Here is a 17,373-nt window from a genome sequence, read left to right as displayed (position 1 = left end):
ATCCCTCACGGAGTTCCCATGCACCACGACCGAACGGTCACCGAACGCCGGCTCGCCCGCGTACTGGACCAGCGCCTGCGGCCCGCGGTGTACCGCGAGAGCCTGCCGCTGGACGTCGCGATCTGGAACGTCAGTGGCGAGCCCGTGCCCGTGTCCGACGGAATCGCAGCGCCGTACGAACCGGTCCGCACCGGCGCGACGTGGGGACCGGCCTGGTCCACCAGCTGGTTCCGGATCAGCGGCACGGTGCCCACCGCCTGGGCCGGGGAGCGGGTCGAGGCGGTTCTGGACCTCGGCTTCGGCACCACCCAGCCGGGCTTCTCCGCGGAGGGCCTCGTGTACCGCGCCGACGGAACGCCGGTCAAGGCTCTCAATCCCCGCAACGCGTGGCTACCGATCGCCGAACCTGCCTGCGGGGGCGAGGAGTTCGTCTACTACGTCGAGGCAGCCGCCAATCCGGTCATCTTCGACTCGGGTGCCGGCGGCGACCCGTTCGTCCCGACCCGGGCCGGCGGAGTCGCGCCATGGCTGCACGGCGACGGGGCTCCGGACGAGCCGCTCTACCGGCTCACCCGGATGGACTTCGCCGTCTTCGACTCCGTCGTGTGGGAACTCGTACAGGATCTGGACGTACTCGGCGGGCTCATGCACCAACTGCCCGAGGACTCCACCCGGCGCCTGCAACTGGCCCACGCCCTGGACCGTGCCCTGGACGTGATCGACCTCCAGGAGATCGGCGGAAGCGCAGCGCACGCTCGCGAGATCCTCGCCCCCGCGCTGGCCTCCCCCGCACACGCGGGCGCACACCGCGTCTCCGCCGTGGGCCACGCGCACATCGACACCGCCTGGCTCTGGCCCGTACGCGAGACGGTCCGCAAAGCGGCCCGGACCGTCTCGAACGTCACCGCGCTGATGGACGACCACCCTGGCTTCCGCTTCGTCATGTCGCAGGCGCAGCAGTTGGCCTGGCTCAAGGAGCAGCGGCCCGAGGTGTTCGCCCGGGTGGTCGAGAAGGTGCGCACCGGGCAGTTCCTGCCCACCGGCAGCCTCTGGGTGGAGCCCGACACCAATCTCTCCGGCGGGGAGTCGCTGGTCCGGCAGTTCGTGCACGGGAAGCGCTTCTACCTGGAGGAGTTCGGCGTCGAGACGAAGGACATGTGGCTGCCCGACACGTTCGGCTACAACGCTGCCCTGCCCCAGCTCATGCAGCTGGCCGGCATCGAATGGTTCCTCACCCAGAAGATTTCCTGGAACACCACCAACGCCTTCCCCCACCACACCTTCTGGTGGGAGGGCATCGACGGAACCCGCATCTTCAGCCACTTCCCCCCCGTCGATTCCTACAACGGCGACCTCTCCGGCGCCGACATCGGACATACCGAGCGCAACTTCCGGGACAAGGGCGCGGCCAACCGTTCGCTCGTCCCCTTCGGCTACGGCGACGGCGGCGGCGGTCCCACCCGCGAGATGCTGGCTCGTGCCGAAAGGCTGGCGGACCTCGAAGGCTCGGCCCGGCTGGAGATGGAGGGCCCGGCGGAGTTCTTCACCAAGGCCAGGGAGGAGTACGCGGACGCCCCCGTCTGGGTCGGCGAGCTCTACCTCGAGCTGCACCGCGGCACGCTCACCAGCCAGCTCGCCACCAAACAGGGCAACCGGCGCAGCGAACACCTGCTCAGGGAGGCCGAGCTGTGGGCCGCGACCGCGACCCTGCGCACCGGCCGGCCCTACCCGTACGAACTGCTCGACCGGGTGTGGAAGACCGTGCTGCTCCACCAGTTCCACGACATCCTGCCGGGTACGTCGATCGCCTGGGTGCACCGCGAGGCCGAGGAGACGTACGCGGAGGTGGCCCGCGAGCTCGGGGAGGTCATCGACACCGCCCAGCGCAGTCTCGCGGCGGGCGGGAGCGGCAGCGGGACGGGCGGTGAGACCGTGTTCAACGCGGCTCCGCATGCCCGGGACGGCGTTCCCGCGCTCGGCGCCTCACCGCGTGCGCGGGCTGCCGGCCCCGTCGCCGCCCGGCCCGCCGAGGACGGTGGGTTCGTCCTGGACAACGGCCTCGTACGCATCACGGTGGACGACCGGGGCCTGGTGACTTCCGCACTCGACCTGACGGCCGGACGCGAGGCGCTCGCGCCGGGCACAGTCGGCAACCTTCTCCAGCTGCACCAGGACTTCCCGAACCAGTGGGACGCCTGGGACGTCGACACGTTCTACCGCAACACCGTGCGTGACCTGACCGAGGCCGACGAGGTCAGCGCCGCCCCGGGCGGCGTACGGGTGGTGCGAAGCTTCAACGCCTCCCGCATCACCCAGGTGCTGCGGCTCGACGAGGGAAGCCGCCGTCTCGACATCGAGACGGACATCGACTGGCAGGAGTGCGAGAAGATCCTCAAGGCCGCCTTCCCGCTCGACATACGGGCGGCGGAGTCGAGCGCCGAGATCCCCTTCGGTCATGTCCGGCGCCCCACGCACACCAACACCTCATGGGACAACGCCCGGTTCGAGATCTGTGCCCACCGCTACCTGCACCTCTCCGAGCCCGGCTGGGGCGCGGCCCTGGTCAACGACTCCAGCTACGGCCACGACGTGACGCGGGACGTTCGATCCGACGGCGGAACCACCACGACGGCGCGGGTCTCGCTGCTGCGGGCCCCGCTTTTCCCGGACCCCGACTGTGACCGGGGTGAACACCGTCTGCGATACGGGCTGGTCCTCGGCGCGGACATCCATGACGCGATCCGCGAGGGATACCACTTCAACCTGCCCGAGCGTGCCGTCCCCGGCGGTGCGGCCGTCGAGCCGCTGGTGCTGACCGATGAGGACGGCGTCGTCATCGAGGCGGTCAAGCTCGCGGACGACCGTTCGGGCGACGTGGTCGTCCGCCTCTACGAGTCCGGGGGCGGCCGTGTGCGGACCACGCTCAGGGTCGGCTTCCCTGTGGCCTCGGCCCGGATCACGGACCTGTTGGAACGGGATCTGGAAGGTGCGGTGGCACCGGCCTTCCGCGGTTCCGAGGTGACGCTGTCCCTTCGCCCGTTCCAGATCCTGACCCTGCGCCTGGTACCCGCCGGAAACGAGGACTCACCTGCCGACACGGCCTTGTGAGCGGTGGGGGTGGACCGCGAGACGGTCAGGAAGTGTCCGGCGCCGGCGGAGGCGTCGGGGATCGCACCGGGCGGGCCGCCGATGAGCGAGGCGGACGCCCGGGCGCACGAGGCGATGGCGGGGAAAGAACTGATCAAGGGCTGGTCTCCGGAACTGGCAAACCGGCGCGGCAGCCGACCTGGCCGGAGATCTGCACTGCACCTTCTTCGAGTCCCTGCTGGGGAAGGTGACCGTCGCAACAGTCCACCAGCGGCTGCGGGACGAGCACAAGCTTGCGGTATCCCAGTCCTCGCTCCGCCGGTGGATCCGCGACACGCTCCCGACGAGATGAAGAAGTCGCAGGTCACGGGCCTGCGGGCCGAGGTCGAGCCCGGGCTCGGAGGCCCAGATCGACTGCGGCTGCCGCGCAAGACTGTGACGGCGACCGGATCGACCAGCGGCATGTGTACGGCCCTCCTTGGGCCATGGCCGTCGGACGGGCACCTCCGTTCTACGCGGTGCCCGTTCCGCCCGCCGGACCGGGGGCCGGACAGTCCATCCGTAATGGACGGGTGCCCGGCGCCGCACGGTGTCGGCGTCCGGCGGGCTCGGGATGGCGCTGACGGCGCCGGTCCGCGTCGTCGACACCGATCTCGTACCCGCGCTGCAGCCGGGGCATGGTGTTCACCCACACCGCGACGGCGATGCCCCGGGCGTCGGCGGCGAGCGCCTGGCGGCGGCTGGCGAGCAGGTGCTCCTCCTTGCCCGCCTGCCCGACATACAGCAGCGGGAAGCGCTTGGAGCGGGTACTGCGGTGGCGCTGCCGGAACGGGTACGTCCTCCCGTTGGTGCGGCGAGGTTTCGAAGCCCCAGGTGACCGTGTTTCGTGGATTTCGTCTGCTGACCGCTTGTTGGCGAGTCAGGACGCGCAGCAGTGACGCTCTGTGGTGCAGAGGCGGTTCAGAACCCGCCCCCGGCCCGGCCGCCGCATCGCCGCCAGTAATGTCCCCTCGTATGGACAACGTTGAACTGAGCGACGCCGTAGCAGACTTCGCGGGTCTCATCGGTCGCGTCGAGGCGACCGGCGAGCGGGTGTGTGTCTTCGGCGGCGGCGAGCCGACGAGTATGCTCCTCCCCGCGGCGGAAATCGCCGAGCTGGAACACTTTGCCCAACGGGCCCACGACGGAGCGCGACACCGGCCCAGATCCGGATCGGGGCAGGGGCACCCGTTCGGCCCGGACCCGCAGGGCCCGTACATCCGGTACGTGCACGCTGACGGCGGGCGGATGACCTTCGTGCGGGACCGGGTGGTCGTGGCCGAGCTGAGGTCCGGCGGAGCTCGACTGGCTGGAGGACAGGGCGCGCACGGCCCGCCAGGGCTACATGCCCCCGAAGCAGGCGGCCGCGTTCGAGGAGTTCCTCGCCCGCCAGGGCCCGATGGGCGACGGTGTGGCGTGGATCGCCGGCAGTTGGCGGCGCCAAGAGCCCTTCACGGAACTCGTGTTCATCAAGGGGCTGACCGCCGAGGACGCCGCCCTCGCTTACGGGGCAGACGCGCAGGACATCGCCGACGGGCTGCTGCTCCACCAGGTGGAGGAGCGTGACGCACGGGAAGGCACCGACGACCTCACCCGCGTGCTGGCCTTCGGGGAGGAGAACGGCTGGACGTGGCTGGGCTACCACGACTTCGACCATGCCTTCTCGCGCTCCCTCGACCCGTCTCCCGAGCAGCAGATCACGCTCGGCGCGACCATGGCCAAGGCCATTTACGCCTTCAGCTACTCCGAGGACGGGGTGTACCAGAACCCCTTCCCGATCGAGGACGGCGCCGAAGACCGGCGGGACATGTACGAGCTCATCTGGTACACCCCGGGGGAGACGCCGTTCGCCCCGGAAGCGCCACTGTCCTTCCTCAACCTGCACCTCCGCATCGCGGAGAAGGCAGGCAACTGGACGGACAACATCGCGCTGTTCCTCGAAGGACTGGAACGGGCCTTCGGCCTCGCCCTCCCCCGGAACGCAGTCACCTCCGGGAACGTACGCTGCGCCCGTCCGGCCCGCCGCTGACCGCGGGCGCGAAGGCGCTGGTGCTTCCAGGCCACGGAGAACTATCCCGCCGTCGCCACCCGGAGCCTGGCGGACAAGGGCATCCCGCTCAACGTCCAGTCGGACGTCTCCTGCGGAGGCGCACTAGTCGAGCACTTCTGGAATGAGCAGCCGATGCTCGGCGGCGGGACGGTGCCGGCACAGCAGGATGCGCTCAAGGACGACACCCACCTGGTCGTGGGCGGCATGGGCGGCAACACGCTGGGCTTCACCAGCATCCTCAGGCCGTGCTCCGCCACACTCCGGGGCGACGCGGGAGCCGGCCCTCGTTGGCCTCGATCTCGAGGTGCGGTTCACCTCCGCTCGCGCGGAGGTGAGCCTGCACCGATGAGAAGCGGGACGACCAAGCCGACGTGCTCTCCGCGCGAGCGGTCCATGACCTGCATGGACGGCTCACCGCGCAATATGACCACCCTCGGCGGTCACGTGATCGCCGAGAAGTCCCAGCTGGTCCCCCGCCTGCACGCCGACGACGAACTCACCTCGCTGCTGAGCTGTTTGACCGGCCAGGCGGTAGCCCCGGTGCCGGACCCGGTGGAACGCCACGTCCTCAACATCCTCCATCAGGAGGGTGACGCCCACGGCGGCCACACCGACGACTACCCCTACGCCCTCGTCCTCTTCCTGGAAGCGCCCAGGCTGGCGCTTTCCTCGCCTGGCTCGCCGATCGAAGCGGCCCCATTGCGCACTGCGGACAGGCCGACCTCGACGCCTGGCACACCGAAAAGCTGGCCACCCTTCGCCCTGCTCAGACATTCCTGCGCTGGTGCATGAAGACCGGCCGGATGCCCCACCTCACGCTGCTGCCCCAGGACACCAATCAGGATCAGGCACCCCTGCACTGGGGCGTGTTTCGAAAGTAGCGCCGTCCGCCCGGAGGGCGGGTCCGGCGGCGTCCGGTGCGTGCGATCGCAAGGCGGAGGGTCGCCCCGATACTGGGTGTATCGGGGTGATCCCGACAACGCGGCGAGCGTGCGTGCCAGGCGTCGCCGGACAGGCGGGACTTTCGAAACACGCCCTAGTACCGCCGACTGGTCATGCTCCGGCCAGCCCTCAACGACGACTCCCTGCCCTGGCGGACTCGCGTCGCCGCAGCTCTCGTTCTCCTCCATGCACAATCCGTCACCCGCATCGTCGGCCTCACCCTCGACGACGTCACCGACGACGGGACCACCGTCACCGTCCGCCTCGGAGACCCGCCCGCCCCACTCCCGGAGCCCGTCGCCGACTTGATGCGCTCCTACCTCGCTTCTCACCAACACCCGACCTACGCCAGCAGCAGGAGCTCCCGGTGGCTCTTCCCCGGCCGTCAACCAGGGCAACTTATGAACCCTGCCAGCCTGCAACCCCCCTCCGCAAAGTGGGCGTCCCACCGCAGCGCGGAAGGACCTCTGCGATCCGGCACCTTGTCCTCCAGGCCCCGGCACCCGTCATCGCAAACGCCCTCGGCTACCACGACAAGACCGCCACCCGCCTGGTCACTGAAGCTGGCGGAACCTGGAGCCGATACGCCCCCGGTGACCACAGCCGATAGTGCCTACAGGTAGCCGGGCTCACCCGTTTCCACGAATCGGGCTACGGACCTGCGGAGGAGATCAAGGAACTCCGGCAGGTCATCGGCGACCCTGTCGAACTCCGCCTCGTCCAGGGAAGCCGTCCGGGACCGGTGGATCGCGCCGCCCCAGTCGGCGACGAACAGGATGCCCCCTCCGTCCGAGCCGATCACCATGCCGTGAAAATCATCAGCCTCTGGGATGAAGACATAGCCTTCCTCTGCGAGCCGGTGCAGAACATCGCGTGCCGAGTGGATGAAGTAGCCATTGCCCACATCTGACAGGACGACCTCCCCGATGGACTCGTAGAACGTCAGCAGATCATCGATTCCCGGAGACTCCCGGGCGTAGTCACGGGCGGCACAACGATCGTCCTGATCGGCAACGCGAACTTCATTGCAGCCGGGCGCGAAGCCGTGCGTCTCCTCGAAGGTCGAAACCATCGGGCTCACCGCATCCGTGATCTCCTCACGCCATCGCGACCGCAGCGAACGAGGACTGGCTGACCGTCTTCCACTTCCCGTCCTACGCGCCTGACCTCAATCCGCAGCAAGGCATCTGGTCTCCGGTGAAACGGCCGATCGGTATCCTCGCCGCCGCGAACCTTGACCAGCTCGCCGCCGCCGTGAAGCGCAGCCTCAAAAAGACCCAGTATCAACCGCACCTCATCGAGGGCTGCCTCATGGGCACCGGCCTGACGATAGGCAGCTGACCACGATCAAGCCGACCCACATCCAAGTTCAGTATCCTCGCCGCGCTGTCGGATTCGGCCGACGCCCTTCGTCGTCCTCGTGAAACCTTCGTAAGGAGAACAGACATGAAGTACGTGTTGTTCGTCGCAACCGATCCCGCTGGAGAGCCGACCGAGGAGAGCCCGGAGGCGTGGGTCGAGAAGTGGAACGATCGCGGCGTCCGTGTCGAGGGGATGCCCCTCAAGCCGGTCGCCGAGACCAGGACGGTCCGCGTCCGCGGGGACCGTGTGCTGGTCACCGACGGCCCGTTCGCCGAGACCACCGAGTGGATCGCCGGGTACGACCTCGTGGAAGCCGCCGACCTGGATGAGGCGATCGAGGTCGCTGCCTCGCACCCGATGGCGACCGGGGGTCGCATCGAGATACGGCCGGTCGCACCGCTCGATCTCGGACCGGGCACAGGGAACCCCCCGCACGAGGGCGACGCGCCCGCCTCGCGCTTCCTCGGGATCCTGCGGACGGACCCGGGCGCGCCGCCCTTCGCCCCCGATCCCGCCGCGGTGGCCGAGTGGGTCCGCGACGGTCTCGCCTCCGGCCACTACCTCGGCGGCGAGCACCTGTGTTCCGTCCAGGACGCCACACTCGTGCGGCGCCGCGGAGGCGAACTGCTGATCACCGACGGCGCGTACGCGGACCTGCCCGAATGGGTGTCCGGCCTCGTGTTCATCGACGGCGAGTGGGACGAAGCGGTCGACTACCTCTCCCGCTGTCCCATGGCGCGGTCCGGGGTCGCCGAACTGCGCGAGTTCTGGACGGACTTCTCGTGAGAACCGGGCCGGCAGAGGTGCGGGCAGCCCTCGCCGAGGCGCATCGCGGCGAGTGGGGCGTCGTCTTCGGCACGATCGTGCGCCTGACCGGCGACTGGGAGCTGGCCGAGGACTGCGCACAGGAGGCGTTCGCCCGCGCCCTGCCGGCCTGGGAGCGCGACGGGGTGCCGCGCAAACCGGGGGCATGGCTGGTGACCGCCGCCCGGCGCCGCGCCCTGGACGTGCTGCGCCGCCAGACGACCGAACGCGGCAAGCTCGCCGAGGTCGCCGCGGCCGAGGCGGGCCGCGAACCGCCGCTGCCCGGAGACGAGAGGCTCCGGCTGGTGTTCGCCTGCTGCCACCCGGCGCTCCCCCTCGAATCCCGGGTGGCGTTGACCCTCCGGGCGGTCGGCGGCCTCACCACGCGCGAGATCGCCCGCGCCTTCCTGGTCGGCGAGAACACCGTGTCGCAGCGAATCCTGCGCGCGAAGCGCAAGATAGCGGCGGCCGGCATCCCCTACCGGGTGCCGCCGCCCGGGGCGCGGGCCGAACGGCTGGACGGGGTCCTCGCCGTCATCTACCTCGTGTTCACCGAGGGGTACGCGCCCAGCGACGGCGCCACGGTCCGGGACTCCCTCGCCGAGGAGGCCGTCCGGCTCGCCCGGCTCGTCGCCGCCGATGCGCCCAAGGAGCCGGAGGCGCGAGGGCTGCTCGCGCTCCTGCTGCTCCAGCACTCCAGGCGCGCCGCCCGGCTCGACGAGGACGGCGGGCTGGTCACGCTGCAGCACCAGGACCGGACGCGCTGGGACCGCGCACTCATCACGGAGGGCGCGGCGCTCTCCCGTGAGGCGGCCACGGCCGGCGGCCCCTACGCGCTCCAGGCGGCGATCGCCGCGCAGCACGCCCTCGCCCCGGCAGCCGCCTCGACCGACTGGGCGGCGATCGTAGCCTTGTACGACCGGCTCCTCGCGCTGCGTACGAACCCGGTCGTCGCCCTGAACCGCGCCGTCGCTCTCGGGATGCGCGACGGTCCGCAAGCGCAGTTGGACGCCGTCGACGCCCTGGGCGCGTTCAAGGAGCTGACCGGCAACCACGTCCTGCCTGCCGTCCGCGCGGACGCGCTGCGCCGCCTCGGCCGTACCTGCGAGGCCGCGGAGACCTACCGGACCGCGACGGCCCTCGCCCCGAACGGGGCGATCGCCCGGGAGTACACGCTGCGGGCCGTCGAGTGCGGACTGCGTCGTTGACGTGCCCTCAGCAGGACGTCCACGCCCCGCGGACGACGCGTGCCCGGCCCTCGTCCTCCCGCCTCCGCTCCGGTTGGGCGGCGATCCGGGCCAGGTCCGGAACCGTCCGAGTGAGACGACGCGGGCACATCACCAGCCGTCATCCGTGGTCACCGCCTGGAAAACCGCTTCCTCGGCCGTGACGATGATCTTGTCCAGCACGAGCCTCAGGACACGCACGCGACAGACGCACGTCTGGGGCCGACACGCAGAATCAGATGAGGGGAACATCCCGCTGTGACCGATGCTCACCACGAAGAAGTCCTCGCCCGGATCGCCGAGGGGCTCGTCTACACGGAGTCCGAAGCGGCCTTCCAGGCCCCTCTCCGCCGTACGGAGCAGATTTTCGAGTACAACCGAACGCCTCCGAGCGAAATCGAGCGGCGTCGGTCGTTGCTCGTCGCGATTTTCGGCTCCGTCGGTGAGAGCACCGTGCTGTTGCCGCCGTTCCATGCCGGGTTCGGCTCCCACGTCCACATCGGCGACGACTTTTTCGGGAACGTGAATCTGACCTTCGTCGACGACGTGGACATCCACATAGGCAACGGGGTCCTGATCGCCCCGAGCGTGACGCTGACCACGACGGGACACCCGGTGCACCCCTCGCGCCGAGCTGACTTCGGGCGGTTCTCCGAACCGATCGTGATCGAGGACAAGGTGTGGATCGGCAGCAACGTGGTGGTCCTGCCCGGGGTCCGGATCGGCTACGGGTCGGTCATCGGCGCCGGCAGCGTCGTCAGCCGCAGCATCCCCCCGATGAGCGTCGCGCTCGGAATGCCTTGCCGGGTGGTCCGCGCCATCACGGACGAGGACCACACCACGCGTACTGCCGGGACAGGTGTCGTTTGACCCGGTGGTCGGAGCAGAAGCACGCCGAGCTCTACTGTCGTCGCGCACTCCCACGGCCACCGGTCGGGCAAGGTGTGCTGGGACGCGAACGGTTCACCGCCGCCTCGGCCCCGGACGGCTTCGGACACGGCCGACCGTCTGCCCGACGACTCGGATGCGATGAGGGAGTCATGGCGCATATCGCGTTGTTCCACTCGGTTCTCGGCCTGCGCCAGGTCGAGCTTCTCGCCGCCGAGCGACTCCGACGCGCCGGGCACGAAGTCGTCACGCCCGACCTCTTCGACCGCCGGACCGCAGCCACCGTCGACAAGGGATTCCAGCTGATCGAACGGATGAGCTGGAAAACAGTCATCGATCGCGCCCGACAGGCTCTCACAGGCATGCCGGACCGGACCGTGCTCATCGGCGTCTCCATGGGCGCAGGCGTCGTCGCCGACCTGTGGCCCGAGCGCCCGGACACCGCCGGCGTCCTTCTGCTGCACGCCACCGCCACCCTCCCCGCATCCGCGCGCCCAGGTCTCAGGATGCAGATGCACGCGGCCGAACCGGACGACTTCGCACCGCCCGAGCAGGTGGCCGCACTCCGTCGAGCGGCAGCGGCAGCAGCAGCGGCAGCGGCAAAGCGCATCCAACGGGAGATCTTCCGCTACCCGGGCGCCGGCCACTTCTACACCGACCTTGAGCTTCCCGACCACGACCCCGCTGCCGCCGAGCTGACCTGGCACCGCGTGCTGGACTTCCTCCGCTGACCGATCGTCATCTGCGGGCGAGCGAAACGGGGAGGGCTACTGCTCGGCGGTGGCCTCCTCCACAGGGCTCGGCCTGAGCGCCATCCGGCCGGGGAGCGCCATCGCGACCAGTCGTGCCGCTTCAACAGTCGCCATGTGCCCTCCACCGTGTAACCGACGTGGAACAACCGCCCGATCAACGTCTTCACCCGCGCCAGCGTCCAGCGCTGATCCGCCCAGCCGTGAGCGAGCGGACCACGCTTCAACTCCCGCTCAAGCCGCGCGATCTGAGTTAGGAAGTCATCTCATTTGGCGAGCCTGCGGTAGTAGATGAGGGTGCAGGCGATGCCGGTGAAGGCGAGGAAGTGGTCGGCGTTGCGTTCGTAGCGGCGGAGCTGTCCGGCCGCGTGTAAGGGGCCCGTACGAGGCGGGCAGGTTCTGGGCGCAGCGGGCCGTTCCCTCCAGCGGGGCGGAGAGGCGGCCGGCGGCTTCGCGGAGGACGACTTCAGCGAGGGCGCCGCGGCCGTCGCTCTAGACGCCACCAACGAACGACCACCAGCCGGGCGCCGGCTCAGGGGCGCCGGGCGTAGCGGCGCAAGCGGATGCGGGCGTCGTATTCGGTGAGGCCGAGGGGTGGCGATGGTGTCCCACGGCTGGTCATCGGCGCGGATGTTGCGGGCGGCGATACGGGCGGCTTCGGCGACGGGGTACTCGAGGGCGGCGACGGCCCGGAGTGCGGCAAGAGGTGTGTCGGTGGCCAGTCTTTATAGCCGGCTGCGGAGCCGGGCGAGGAGGGCGGTGACATCTTCGGAGACCGGGACGGCGTGGTGTTCGATGTCCGTGAGCTGGTGCCAGTCGGCCTCCGACCCGCTGGTGTGATACCAGTCGGGGCCTTCGGTGGCGGCTTCCTGCCAGTCGAGGGGGCACCCGCGTCCAGGATTCGGGGTCAAGGCCCAAAGGGCACTCGTGCCGACGAAGCTGCACGTAACTGGCATCAGATGCTGAGCGGGGGCCGGGTCATGGGCGCTGCGGTGAGCCCAGCCGCGCGAGCTGGGCTCGCGTCGGCCGCCTGATACACGAGCGGGAGATGAGAGCACCACTCCGAGCGGAGTTCGTCCGATCACTGGTCTCTCAGCCTACTGGCCGGTATACAGACGAGGTTGGTTCCGCCGGGCACGAGCCGCCGGGTGCCTTCTGACGTCTCGTGCGTGCGCCCTGGTCACTGCTGCCGGGCCGCGGATCGTCGGAATTTCCAGGGAGAGCATGATGATGCATTGGACGCGTCCGGGCGAGGCCGTATTCAAGCGACACGCCGCCATCACGCTGGCCGCGCTGAGCAGCTGCGCGCTCACCGTCGGCTTCACCGGCACGGCCTCGGCCGCGCTGCGGGATGCGCACGGGGCACCCCGCTCCACCTACGTGGCGCTGGGCGACTCCTACACTTCCGGCCCTCTGATACCCACACAGGTCGATGCCAACTGTGCCCGTTCCGACCATAACTACCCCTCGATCACCGCGCGCGAGCTCCACACCACCTCGTTCACCGACGTGAGCTGCGGCGGTGCGACGACCGCCGAGATGTGGCAGGCCCAGGGCACCAACGGACCTCAGCTGGACGCGGTGAAGAGCGACACGGATCTCGTGACCCTGCAGATCGGCGGCAACGACGTCGGCTTCGGCTCCATCATCGGCACCTGCGCCGGCCTCAGCGCCACGGACCTCGCCGGCAACCCCTGTCAGCAGCATTACAGCGCCGCAGGCTACGACCAGTTGACCCTGAAGATCATCCAGACAGCGCCCAAGGTCACCCGCATACTGCGGGAGGTACACCACAAGGCCCCTCACGCGCGCGTAGTCGTCGTCGGCTACCCGGACCTCCTTCCCGATGACGGCACCGGCTGCTACCCCACCGTCCCTTTCGCCGCGAAGGACTTCCCGTACCTGCGGGACACGGAGAAGCGCCTCAACCTGATGCTGCGCGCGGTGGCGCTGTTGAACCGGGCCGACTACGTGGACACGTACGGACCGACGGCGGGCCACGACATGTGCAAGGCACCCGCCGACCGGTGGATCGAGCCGCTGCGCCCCGCGGCGCCAGCCGCTCCGGCCCATCCCAACGCGAAGGGCGAGGAAGTCATGGCACAGGCGCTCCTGAAGACCCTCAGCAAGGGTGCCGGGCACCACTGACCCATTCCGCGGACGGGCGGGAGCACGGGCCCTGAGGTGCAGGGCGGGGTTGGACGCACCACTTCCGACCACCATGCGGTTATCGCCCAGCCCTTGGCGGCCTGACGCCAGCCGCGCCGCCGTCTTTGCTGCTCAACTTGTACGTGCGGTCTCGTACCCGGCGGGACAAGTCTGCTGTGCAGGCGGTGAGGTTGGGCCAACCCAATGAAGCCGGAGACCGCAGTGCCGGCAGTGGCGCGGCTGGGCTAGGCGGAGGAGCCGACTCGTTCCAGCACGACCAATAGGGCATCGCCCCTCTCCTGATCTGGCGCATTGCCCTGAGTCATATGTTGACCCGCTTCAGGAGTGTGGGTGATAGTGACGCGCGGCTGATTTCGTAGCGGCCTGTTCACCAGGGGTGGGGACATACATGCAGGACGGCACAGAGTGCGTTTCGGTGCGCGCCGAAGAGGACGAGCGGGAATCAGCGACGTTGCGGGCGCGAGCGGCTCTGGTGGACGGGCGGTTCGCTGCTGCCAGAGCCGGGGCGCAAGAGGCGCTGGAGCGGTTCGGGCCGAGTTCTGCCCTGTACGCGGTGCTGGGCCGCGCCCATTCGGCCGAGGACGCAGACGATCATGACGACCGGGCTGATGCGGTCTACCGTCGGGGGCTGACGGCGTTTCCTGACGATCTTGATCTGCTCGCCGGGTACGCCGAACTGTGCCTGCGCAGTGATCCCTTCGACCGCCCCGCCCGTCACGGCCGTGGCCCTGGCCTGATGGAGCGGCTTCGCGCGGTGGCTCCTGGTTCGCCTCAGGTGCTGCGTGCCGAGCAGACCGCAGCCGGTCAGGGGCGGCTCTCCCTCGGTGCGGGGGCGAGAATGCTGTCTGCGTCCCGGATGCAGCGTCACGATGCTCGCCAGGCGCTGGCGGAAGTTCTGGGTCTCAGTGCCGCTGTACTGCTGACGCAGGAGCAGTCGCGGCTGCTTCCGCACGAGTTGCGACTCGCGGTTCGTGCCGAGACTCTTGCCGCGCTCGCCCGGCGCGGCAGGGGACTGCTGGTCCGGATCCTGCGGACGCCACTGGCCGCGCTGTCCGTGTGTGCGTTGCTCGTGAGCGCGATCGCTCTTGCCCGCCCAGCGTTCCACCTGCCGGCATGGGTTCCCTTCCTCGCTCTGGCCCTCTGCCTTCCGCACTGCCTGCTCTCGTTTGTGCTGCGTGGCGCTCGCAGGCGGGCGGAGAGCCGAGTGCTGGCCACGCCGCCAGGCGCCGAACGCGTCGCAGAACCACAACCGGGAACAGACATCGCGGCGGAGAGTGCCCCCGAGCCGGGCGGTGGCCCCGAGCACGGACCGAGCGGGCACCTGCCACCGTCCCCGCTGTCCCCACTGCTGTCTGGTCCGGCGCCCTCTCGCCGTGAGCGGTTGGTCACTGTCACTACTGCGGCCGTGATCGTGACGTCCGTGGCCGTGTCCCTGTACTGGTCCGAAGCCCAGTACCGGTCCTACCCGCGCTACACGACATCGGCTCCAGCCGCCTTCCATGGTGCCCCGCTGCTCACGAGCCATCCTGTTCAAGCAAGTCTTGAATCCACCATGGCCAGCGTGTGGAACACGGCCGACGGCCAGACGTTCTCGTACGCGTATGGGAAATCGGACCAGGCGCTTATGCCTGTCGCAGTCGTCTTCGGTGTCACCGGCGACTTCCACGAGACATCGGCCGAGGCCGGCACGTTCTTCGAAGAGGGACTCCGCTACGTCGGCAACACCCCGAAAGACGCCTGGAACGCCGATCCGGGACAGCTCGGTGGCCGGCTGAGGTGCGTCACCTACGCGGGTCCGCTCGGCGGCACAAGTACAGCCTGTTCCTGGGCAGACAAGGGCAGCATCGCCACCGTCGTACTAAACGAACCCGGACTGGACCGTGAAGCCGCAGCCTCCTCCGCACGTGCCCTGCGCGAGAGGGTCCTGCACCTGGCCCAGTGACCGCCGCGTCCTCCCAACCTTCCCTCCCTTGCCGTAGCCCTGAACAACCCCCGGCGACATCAAGTTCCGCAGCCGCCCATTTTCCTTGATTGAGGACGCGCATGCCCAGACGCAAACACATCGGCCGCGTAGCGGCCGTCGGCGGATCCATCAGTGCGATCGTGGCAGCTGCCACCGGTATCACTCCGGGCCCGGCAGCCGCCCAGGAGTTGCCCATCGTCCACGTGAACAATGTCGTGCTGCGGCCGAATGGCACCTGGGGGGCCGGCGCGGCCATGCCCGGGCCCGTCCTGGACGGCACCATGGTCTACGCGTTCGCCACCAAGCCGCTGACCGGCCCCGCAGGTGACGGCGCGGGCCTGCCTGCCGGGCTCACCTTCGGGACGCAGGAAATATGCAAGCCCGCGCCGCAGGTCACTGCCGTGTACCTCTGCCGTGTCGGCGGCGACCGTGACCATTCCGCTCCGGTCGTCACCATCCCCGCGGACACACCGCACGACACAACGGGCTACTACGGCGCTGTCTACGCACCAGCCGGTTCCGACCTCACCGCCGCCGTGCAGGCCGCCCAGACCGCCGGCGCCACGCCCTCCGACCGCACACACGGCGCCGGGACGTTCACCGTGAAGAGGCCCGAGCACGTCGCCCAGAACACTCTCGCGTTCAACACACCCCACATCGAGGCCGGTAAGACGTCTCCCCAGACACTGCGTGTCCACGCGGTCGACGGCGGACACCTCGAACTGTGGTTCAGCCCCGGACCCCAGCAGTACGGATGGAGCAGCCACGGGGTCGATATCCGCGTCACGTCGGTGACGTCAGGAGAGTCCGCCAGTTGTACCCACCGAAGTGAGTCGCTGACGCAGGGCGTCCTTCTGGTCGCGTGTGAGCTGACGCCTGGTGACGCCGACATCACTTACACGCTTACGTCCGCGCCGGGCACGGAGAGCTGGCGTATCGAGGCCCACGCCGCCTATCAGGTGTATTCCTGGGGCCAGGACGACATAACGGCAGACGCTTCCTTCGCCGTCGACGGTCTTCCGGTGCGGGAGCGGTACTCGGTCATGGCCCGTGATGCCGTCGGCAAACTGTGGCTGTACCAGGGCACCGGCAACGGCGCTACGCCGTTCCGCTCCCGCAGCCTTGTCAGCAGCGGATGGCAGGGCTACAACGCCCTCACGAAACTGGCACCGTGGTCGTCCGACAAACTCGTCGGCGGCCTCGTCGGCCGCGACGCCTCGGGAGCCCTGTGGTACTACCGGGCCAAGAGCGGCGGCCCGTTCGCGGCGAAGGTCCGCATCGGCGGCGGCTGGAACATCTACAACCAGCTCACCGGGGCCGGTGACCTCACCGCCGACGGCAACCACGACCTGATCGCCCGGGACAAGGCCGGGACGCTGTGGCTCTACCGCGGCACCGGCAACACCAGCACCCCCTTCGCCGCACGCACCAAGATCGGCAACGGGTGGAACACCTACAGCCAGCTCGCGGGCACCGCCGACCTGACAGGCGACGGCAAGGCCGACCTCATCGCCCGTGACAAGGCCGGGACGCTGTGGCTCTACCGCGGCACCGGCAAGGCCGCCGCCCCCTTCGCGACCCGCAGCAAGATCGGCAGTGGATGGAACGCCTACAACCAGCTCACCGCCACTGGTGACCTGACCGCTGACGGCAAGCCCGATGCCGTCGCCCGCGACACAGCGGGAACGCTGTGGCTCTACCGCGGCACCGGCAAGGCCGCCGCCCCATTCGCTGCCCGCACCAGGATCGGCGGCGGCTGGAACACCTACAACACCCTGAACTGAACAGGCGACCGACCCCACGCTCATGGGCTGCCTCGGCGATCTCTTCACCGCAGGCAGCCCAACGCAACACCGCAGGCAGCTACACCACCCGGCACACTGCTGAGCGCGCGGGCCTCCGGGACCGGGTGGGCAATGTGTCCCTCGTCGCCGAGCCCGCGCCCATGTTCGTCTCTCGCTTGCAGCATGGCCCGGTCATCGGGTCTGAGACCACCCGAACAGTATCCCCAGTCGTGCTTAGCCTCGCTCCCCACAACTTCAGTTGGTTCACTTCGTGAATCGTGAACGAACTGAGGCGGCAAGCCGGTGCAGA

The 17,373-nt window shown here is 69.3% G+C and carries 14 protein-coding genes; 11 read left to right on the top strand and 3 right to left on the bottom strand.

The window, feature by feature from the left end; translation table 11 throughout:
* The first annotated feature begins 18 nt into the window (after nucleotides 1–18).
* From ACFYPA_RS29170 to ACFYPA_RS29160, 3 genes are all read left to right on the top strand, one after another.
* The gene (locus ACFYPA_RS29170) at nucleotides 19–3,108 is read left to right on the top strand and encodes an alpha-mannosidase (protein ID WP_389135177.1); all 3,090 of its coding nucleotides are present in this window, start codon (nucleotides 19–21) and stop codon (nucleotides 3,106–3,108) included.
* Nucleotides 3,109–4,471: 1,363 nt separating this feature from the next.
* On the top strand, nucleotides 4,472–5,155 hold the full coding sequence (locus tag ACFYPA_RS29165) for a hypothetical protein (protein WP_389135174.1): 684 nt from the start codon (nucleotides 4,472–4,474) through the stop codon (nucleotides 5,153–5,155).
* 414 nt (nucleotides 5,156–5,569) lie between these two features.
* Nucleotides 5,570–5,968, top strand: coding sequence for a hypothetical protein (locus ACFYPA_RS29160; protein ID WP_389135171.1), 399 nt, complete (start codon nucleotides 5,570–5,572; stop codon nucleotides 5,966–5,968).
* 763 nt (nucleotides 5,969–6,731) lie between these two features.
* On the opposite strand, the gene ACFYPA_RS29155 is transcribed toward ACFYPA_RS29160, so the two are convergent.
* Nucleotides 6,732–7,190 (bottom strand): SMI1/KNR4 family protein, encoded by a 459-nt coding sequence (locus ACFYPA_RS29155; RefSeq protein ID WP_389135167.1) that lies wholly within the window; start codon nucleotides 7,188–7,190, stop codon nucleotides 6,732–6,734.
* Nucleotides 7,191–7,315: 125 nt separating this feature from the next.
* On the opposite strand from ACFYPA_RS29155, the gene ACFYPA_RS29150 reads away from it, so the two are divergent.
* From ACFYPA_RS29150 to ACFYPA_RS29130, 5 genes are all read left to right on the top strand, one after another.
* Nucleotides 7,316–7,459, top strand: a complete 144-nt coding sequence (locus ACFYPA_RS29150; RefSeq protein ID WP_389135164.1) for a hypothetical protein — start codon at nucleotides 7,316–7,318, stop codon at nucleotides 7,457–7,459.
* Nucleotides 7,460–7,564: 105 nt separating this feature from the next.
* Nucleotides 7,565–8,266, top strand: a complete 702-nt coding sequence (locus ACFYPA_RS29145; protein WP_389135161.1) for a YciI family protein — start codon at nucleotides 7,565–7,567, stop codon at nucleotides 8,264–8,266.
* Complete coding sequence (locus ACFYPA_RS29140) at nucleotides 8,263–9,492, top strand: RNA polymerase sigma factor (protein WP_389135158.1); 1,230 nt, start codon at nucleotides 8,263–8,265, stop codon at nucleotides 9,490–9,492. The genes ACFYPA_RS29145 and ACFYPA_RS29140 overlap by 4 nt, the downstream gene beginning before the upstream one ends.
* A gap of 276 nt (nucleotides 9,493–9,768) precedes the next feature.
* A complete protein-coding gene (locus ACFYPA_RS29135; RefSeq protein WP_389135156.1) occupies nucleotides 9,769–10,380 on the top strand; it encodes a sugar O-acetyltransferase in 612 nt (203 codons plus the stop codon).
* 170 nt (nucleotides 10,381–10,550) lie between these two features.
* Nucleotides 10,551–11,129: a dienelactone hydrolase family protein gene (locus tag ACFYPA_RS29130; protein ID WP_389135153.1), complete on the top strand. Its 579-nt coding sequence runs from the start codon at nucleotides 10,551–10,553 to the stop codon at nucleotides 11,127–11,129.
* 284 nt (nucleotides 11,130–11,413) lie between these two features.
* On the opposite strand, the gene ACFYPA_RS29125 is transcribed toward ACFYPA_RS29130, so the two are convergent.
* On the bottom strand, nucleotides 11,414–11,650 hold the full coding sequence (locus ACFYPA_RS29125) for a hypothetical protein (protein WP_389135150.1): 237 nt from the start codon (nucleotides 11,648–11,650) through the stop codon (nucleotides 11,414–11,416).
* A gap of 222 nt (nucleotides 11,651–11,872) precedes the next feature.
* Entirely contained in the window at nucleotides 11,873–12,058 is a 186-nt protein-coding gene (locus ACFYPA_RS29120; RefSeq protein ID WP_389135147.1) for a hypothetical protein, read from the bottom strand.
* Between the two features lie 316 nt (nucleotides 12,059–12,374).
* Here ACFYPA_RS29120 and ACFYPA_RS29115 point away from each other — a divergent pair, with 316 nt between their 5' ends.
* From ACFYPA_RS29115 to ACFYPA_RS29105, 3 genes are all read left to right on the top strand, one after another.
* Entirely contained in the window at nucleotides 12,375–13,295 is a 921-nt protein-coding gene (locus ACFYPA_RS29115) for an SGNH/GDSL hydrolase family protein (RefSeq protein ID WP_389135306.1), read from the top strand.
* Nucleotides 13,296–13,704: 409 nt separating this feature from the next.
* Nucleotides 13,705–15,258, top strand: a complete 1,554-nt coding sequence (locus ACFYPA_RS29110; protein ID WP_389135144.1) for a hypothetical protein — start codon at nucleotides 13,705–13,707, stop codon at nucleotides 15,256–15,258.
* A 101-nt stretch (nucleotides 15,259–15,359) separates the two neighbouring features.
* Nucleotides 15,360–17,063 (top strand): FG-GAP repeat domain-containing protein, encoded by a 1,704-nt coding sequence (locus ACFYPA_RS29105; RefSeq protein ID WP_389135142.1) that lies wholly within the window; start codon nucleotides 15,360–15,362, stop codon nucleotides 17,061–17,063.
* Nucleotides 17,064–17,373: the final 310 nt, after the last annotated feature.

The sequence above is a fragment of the Streptomyces sp. NPDC005775 genome (genome assembly GCF_042871565.1).
Taxonomy (GTDB): Bacteria; Actinomycetota; Actinomycetes; order Streptomycetales; family Streptomycetaceae; genus Streptomyces.
The sequence above is the reverse complement of the archived record's forward strand: the minus strand, read 5'-3'. Positions and strand labels throughout refer to the sequence as shown.

Excerpts from the sequence above, each read along its gene's own strand:
- ACFYPA_RS29165 (WP_389135174.1), top strand. The coding sequence starts at position 4,472 with ATGCCCCCGAAGCAGGCGGCCGCGTTCGAGGAGTTCCTCGCCCGCCAG.
- ACFYPA_RS29145 (WP_389135161.1), top strand. The coding sequence starts at position 7,565 with ATGAAGTACGTGTTGTTCGTCGCAACCGATCCCGCTGGAGAGCCGACC.
- ACFYPA_RS29115 (WP_389135306.1), top strand. The coding sequence starts at position 12,375 with ATGATGCATTGGACGCGTCCGGGCGAGGCCGTATTCAAGCGACACGCC.
- ACFYPA_RS29160 (WP_389135171.1), top strand. The coding sequence starts at position 5,570 with ATGACCTGCATGGACGGCTCACCGCGCAATATGACCACCCTCGGCGGT.
- ACFYPA_RS29170 (WP_389135177.1), top strand. The coding sequence starts at position 19 with ATGCACCACGACCGAACGGTCACCGAACGCCGGCTCGCCCGCGTACTG.
- ACFYPA_RS29130 (WP_389135153.1), top strand. The coding sequence starts at position 10,551 with ATGGCGCATATCGCGTTGTTCCACTCGGTTCTCGGCCTGCGCCAGGTC.
- ACFYPA_RS29105 (WP_389135142.1), top strand. The coding sequence starts at position 15,360 with ATGCCCAGACGCAAACACATCGGCCGCGTAGCGGCCGTCGGCGGATCC.
- ACFYPA_RS29110 (WP_389135144.1), top strand. The coding sequence starts at position 13,705 with ATGCAGGACGGCACAGAGTGCGTTTCGGTGCGCGCCGAAGAGGACGAG.
- ACFYPA_RS29155 (WP_389135167.1), bottom strand. The coding sequence starts at position 7,190 with ATGGTTTCGACCTTCGAGGAGACGCACGGCTTCGCGCCCGGCTGCAAT.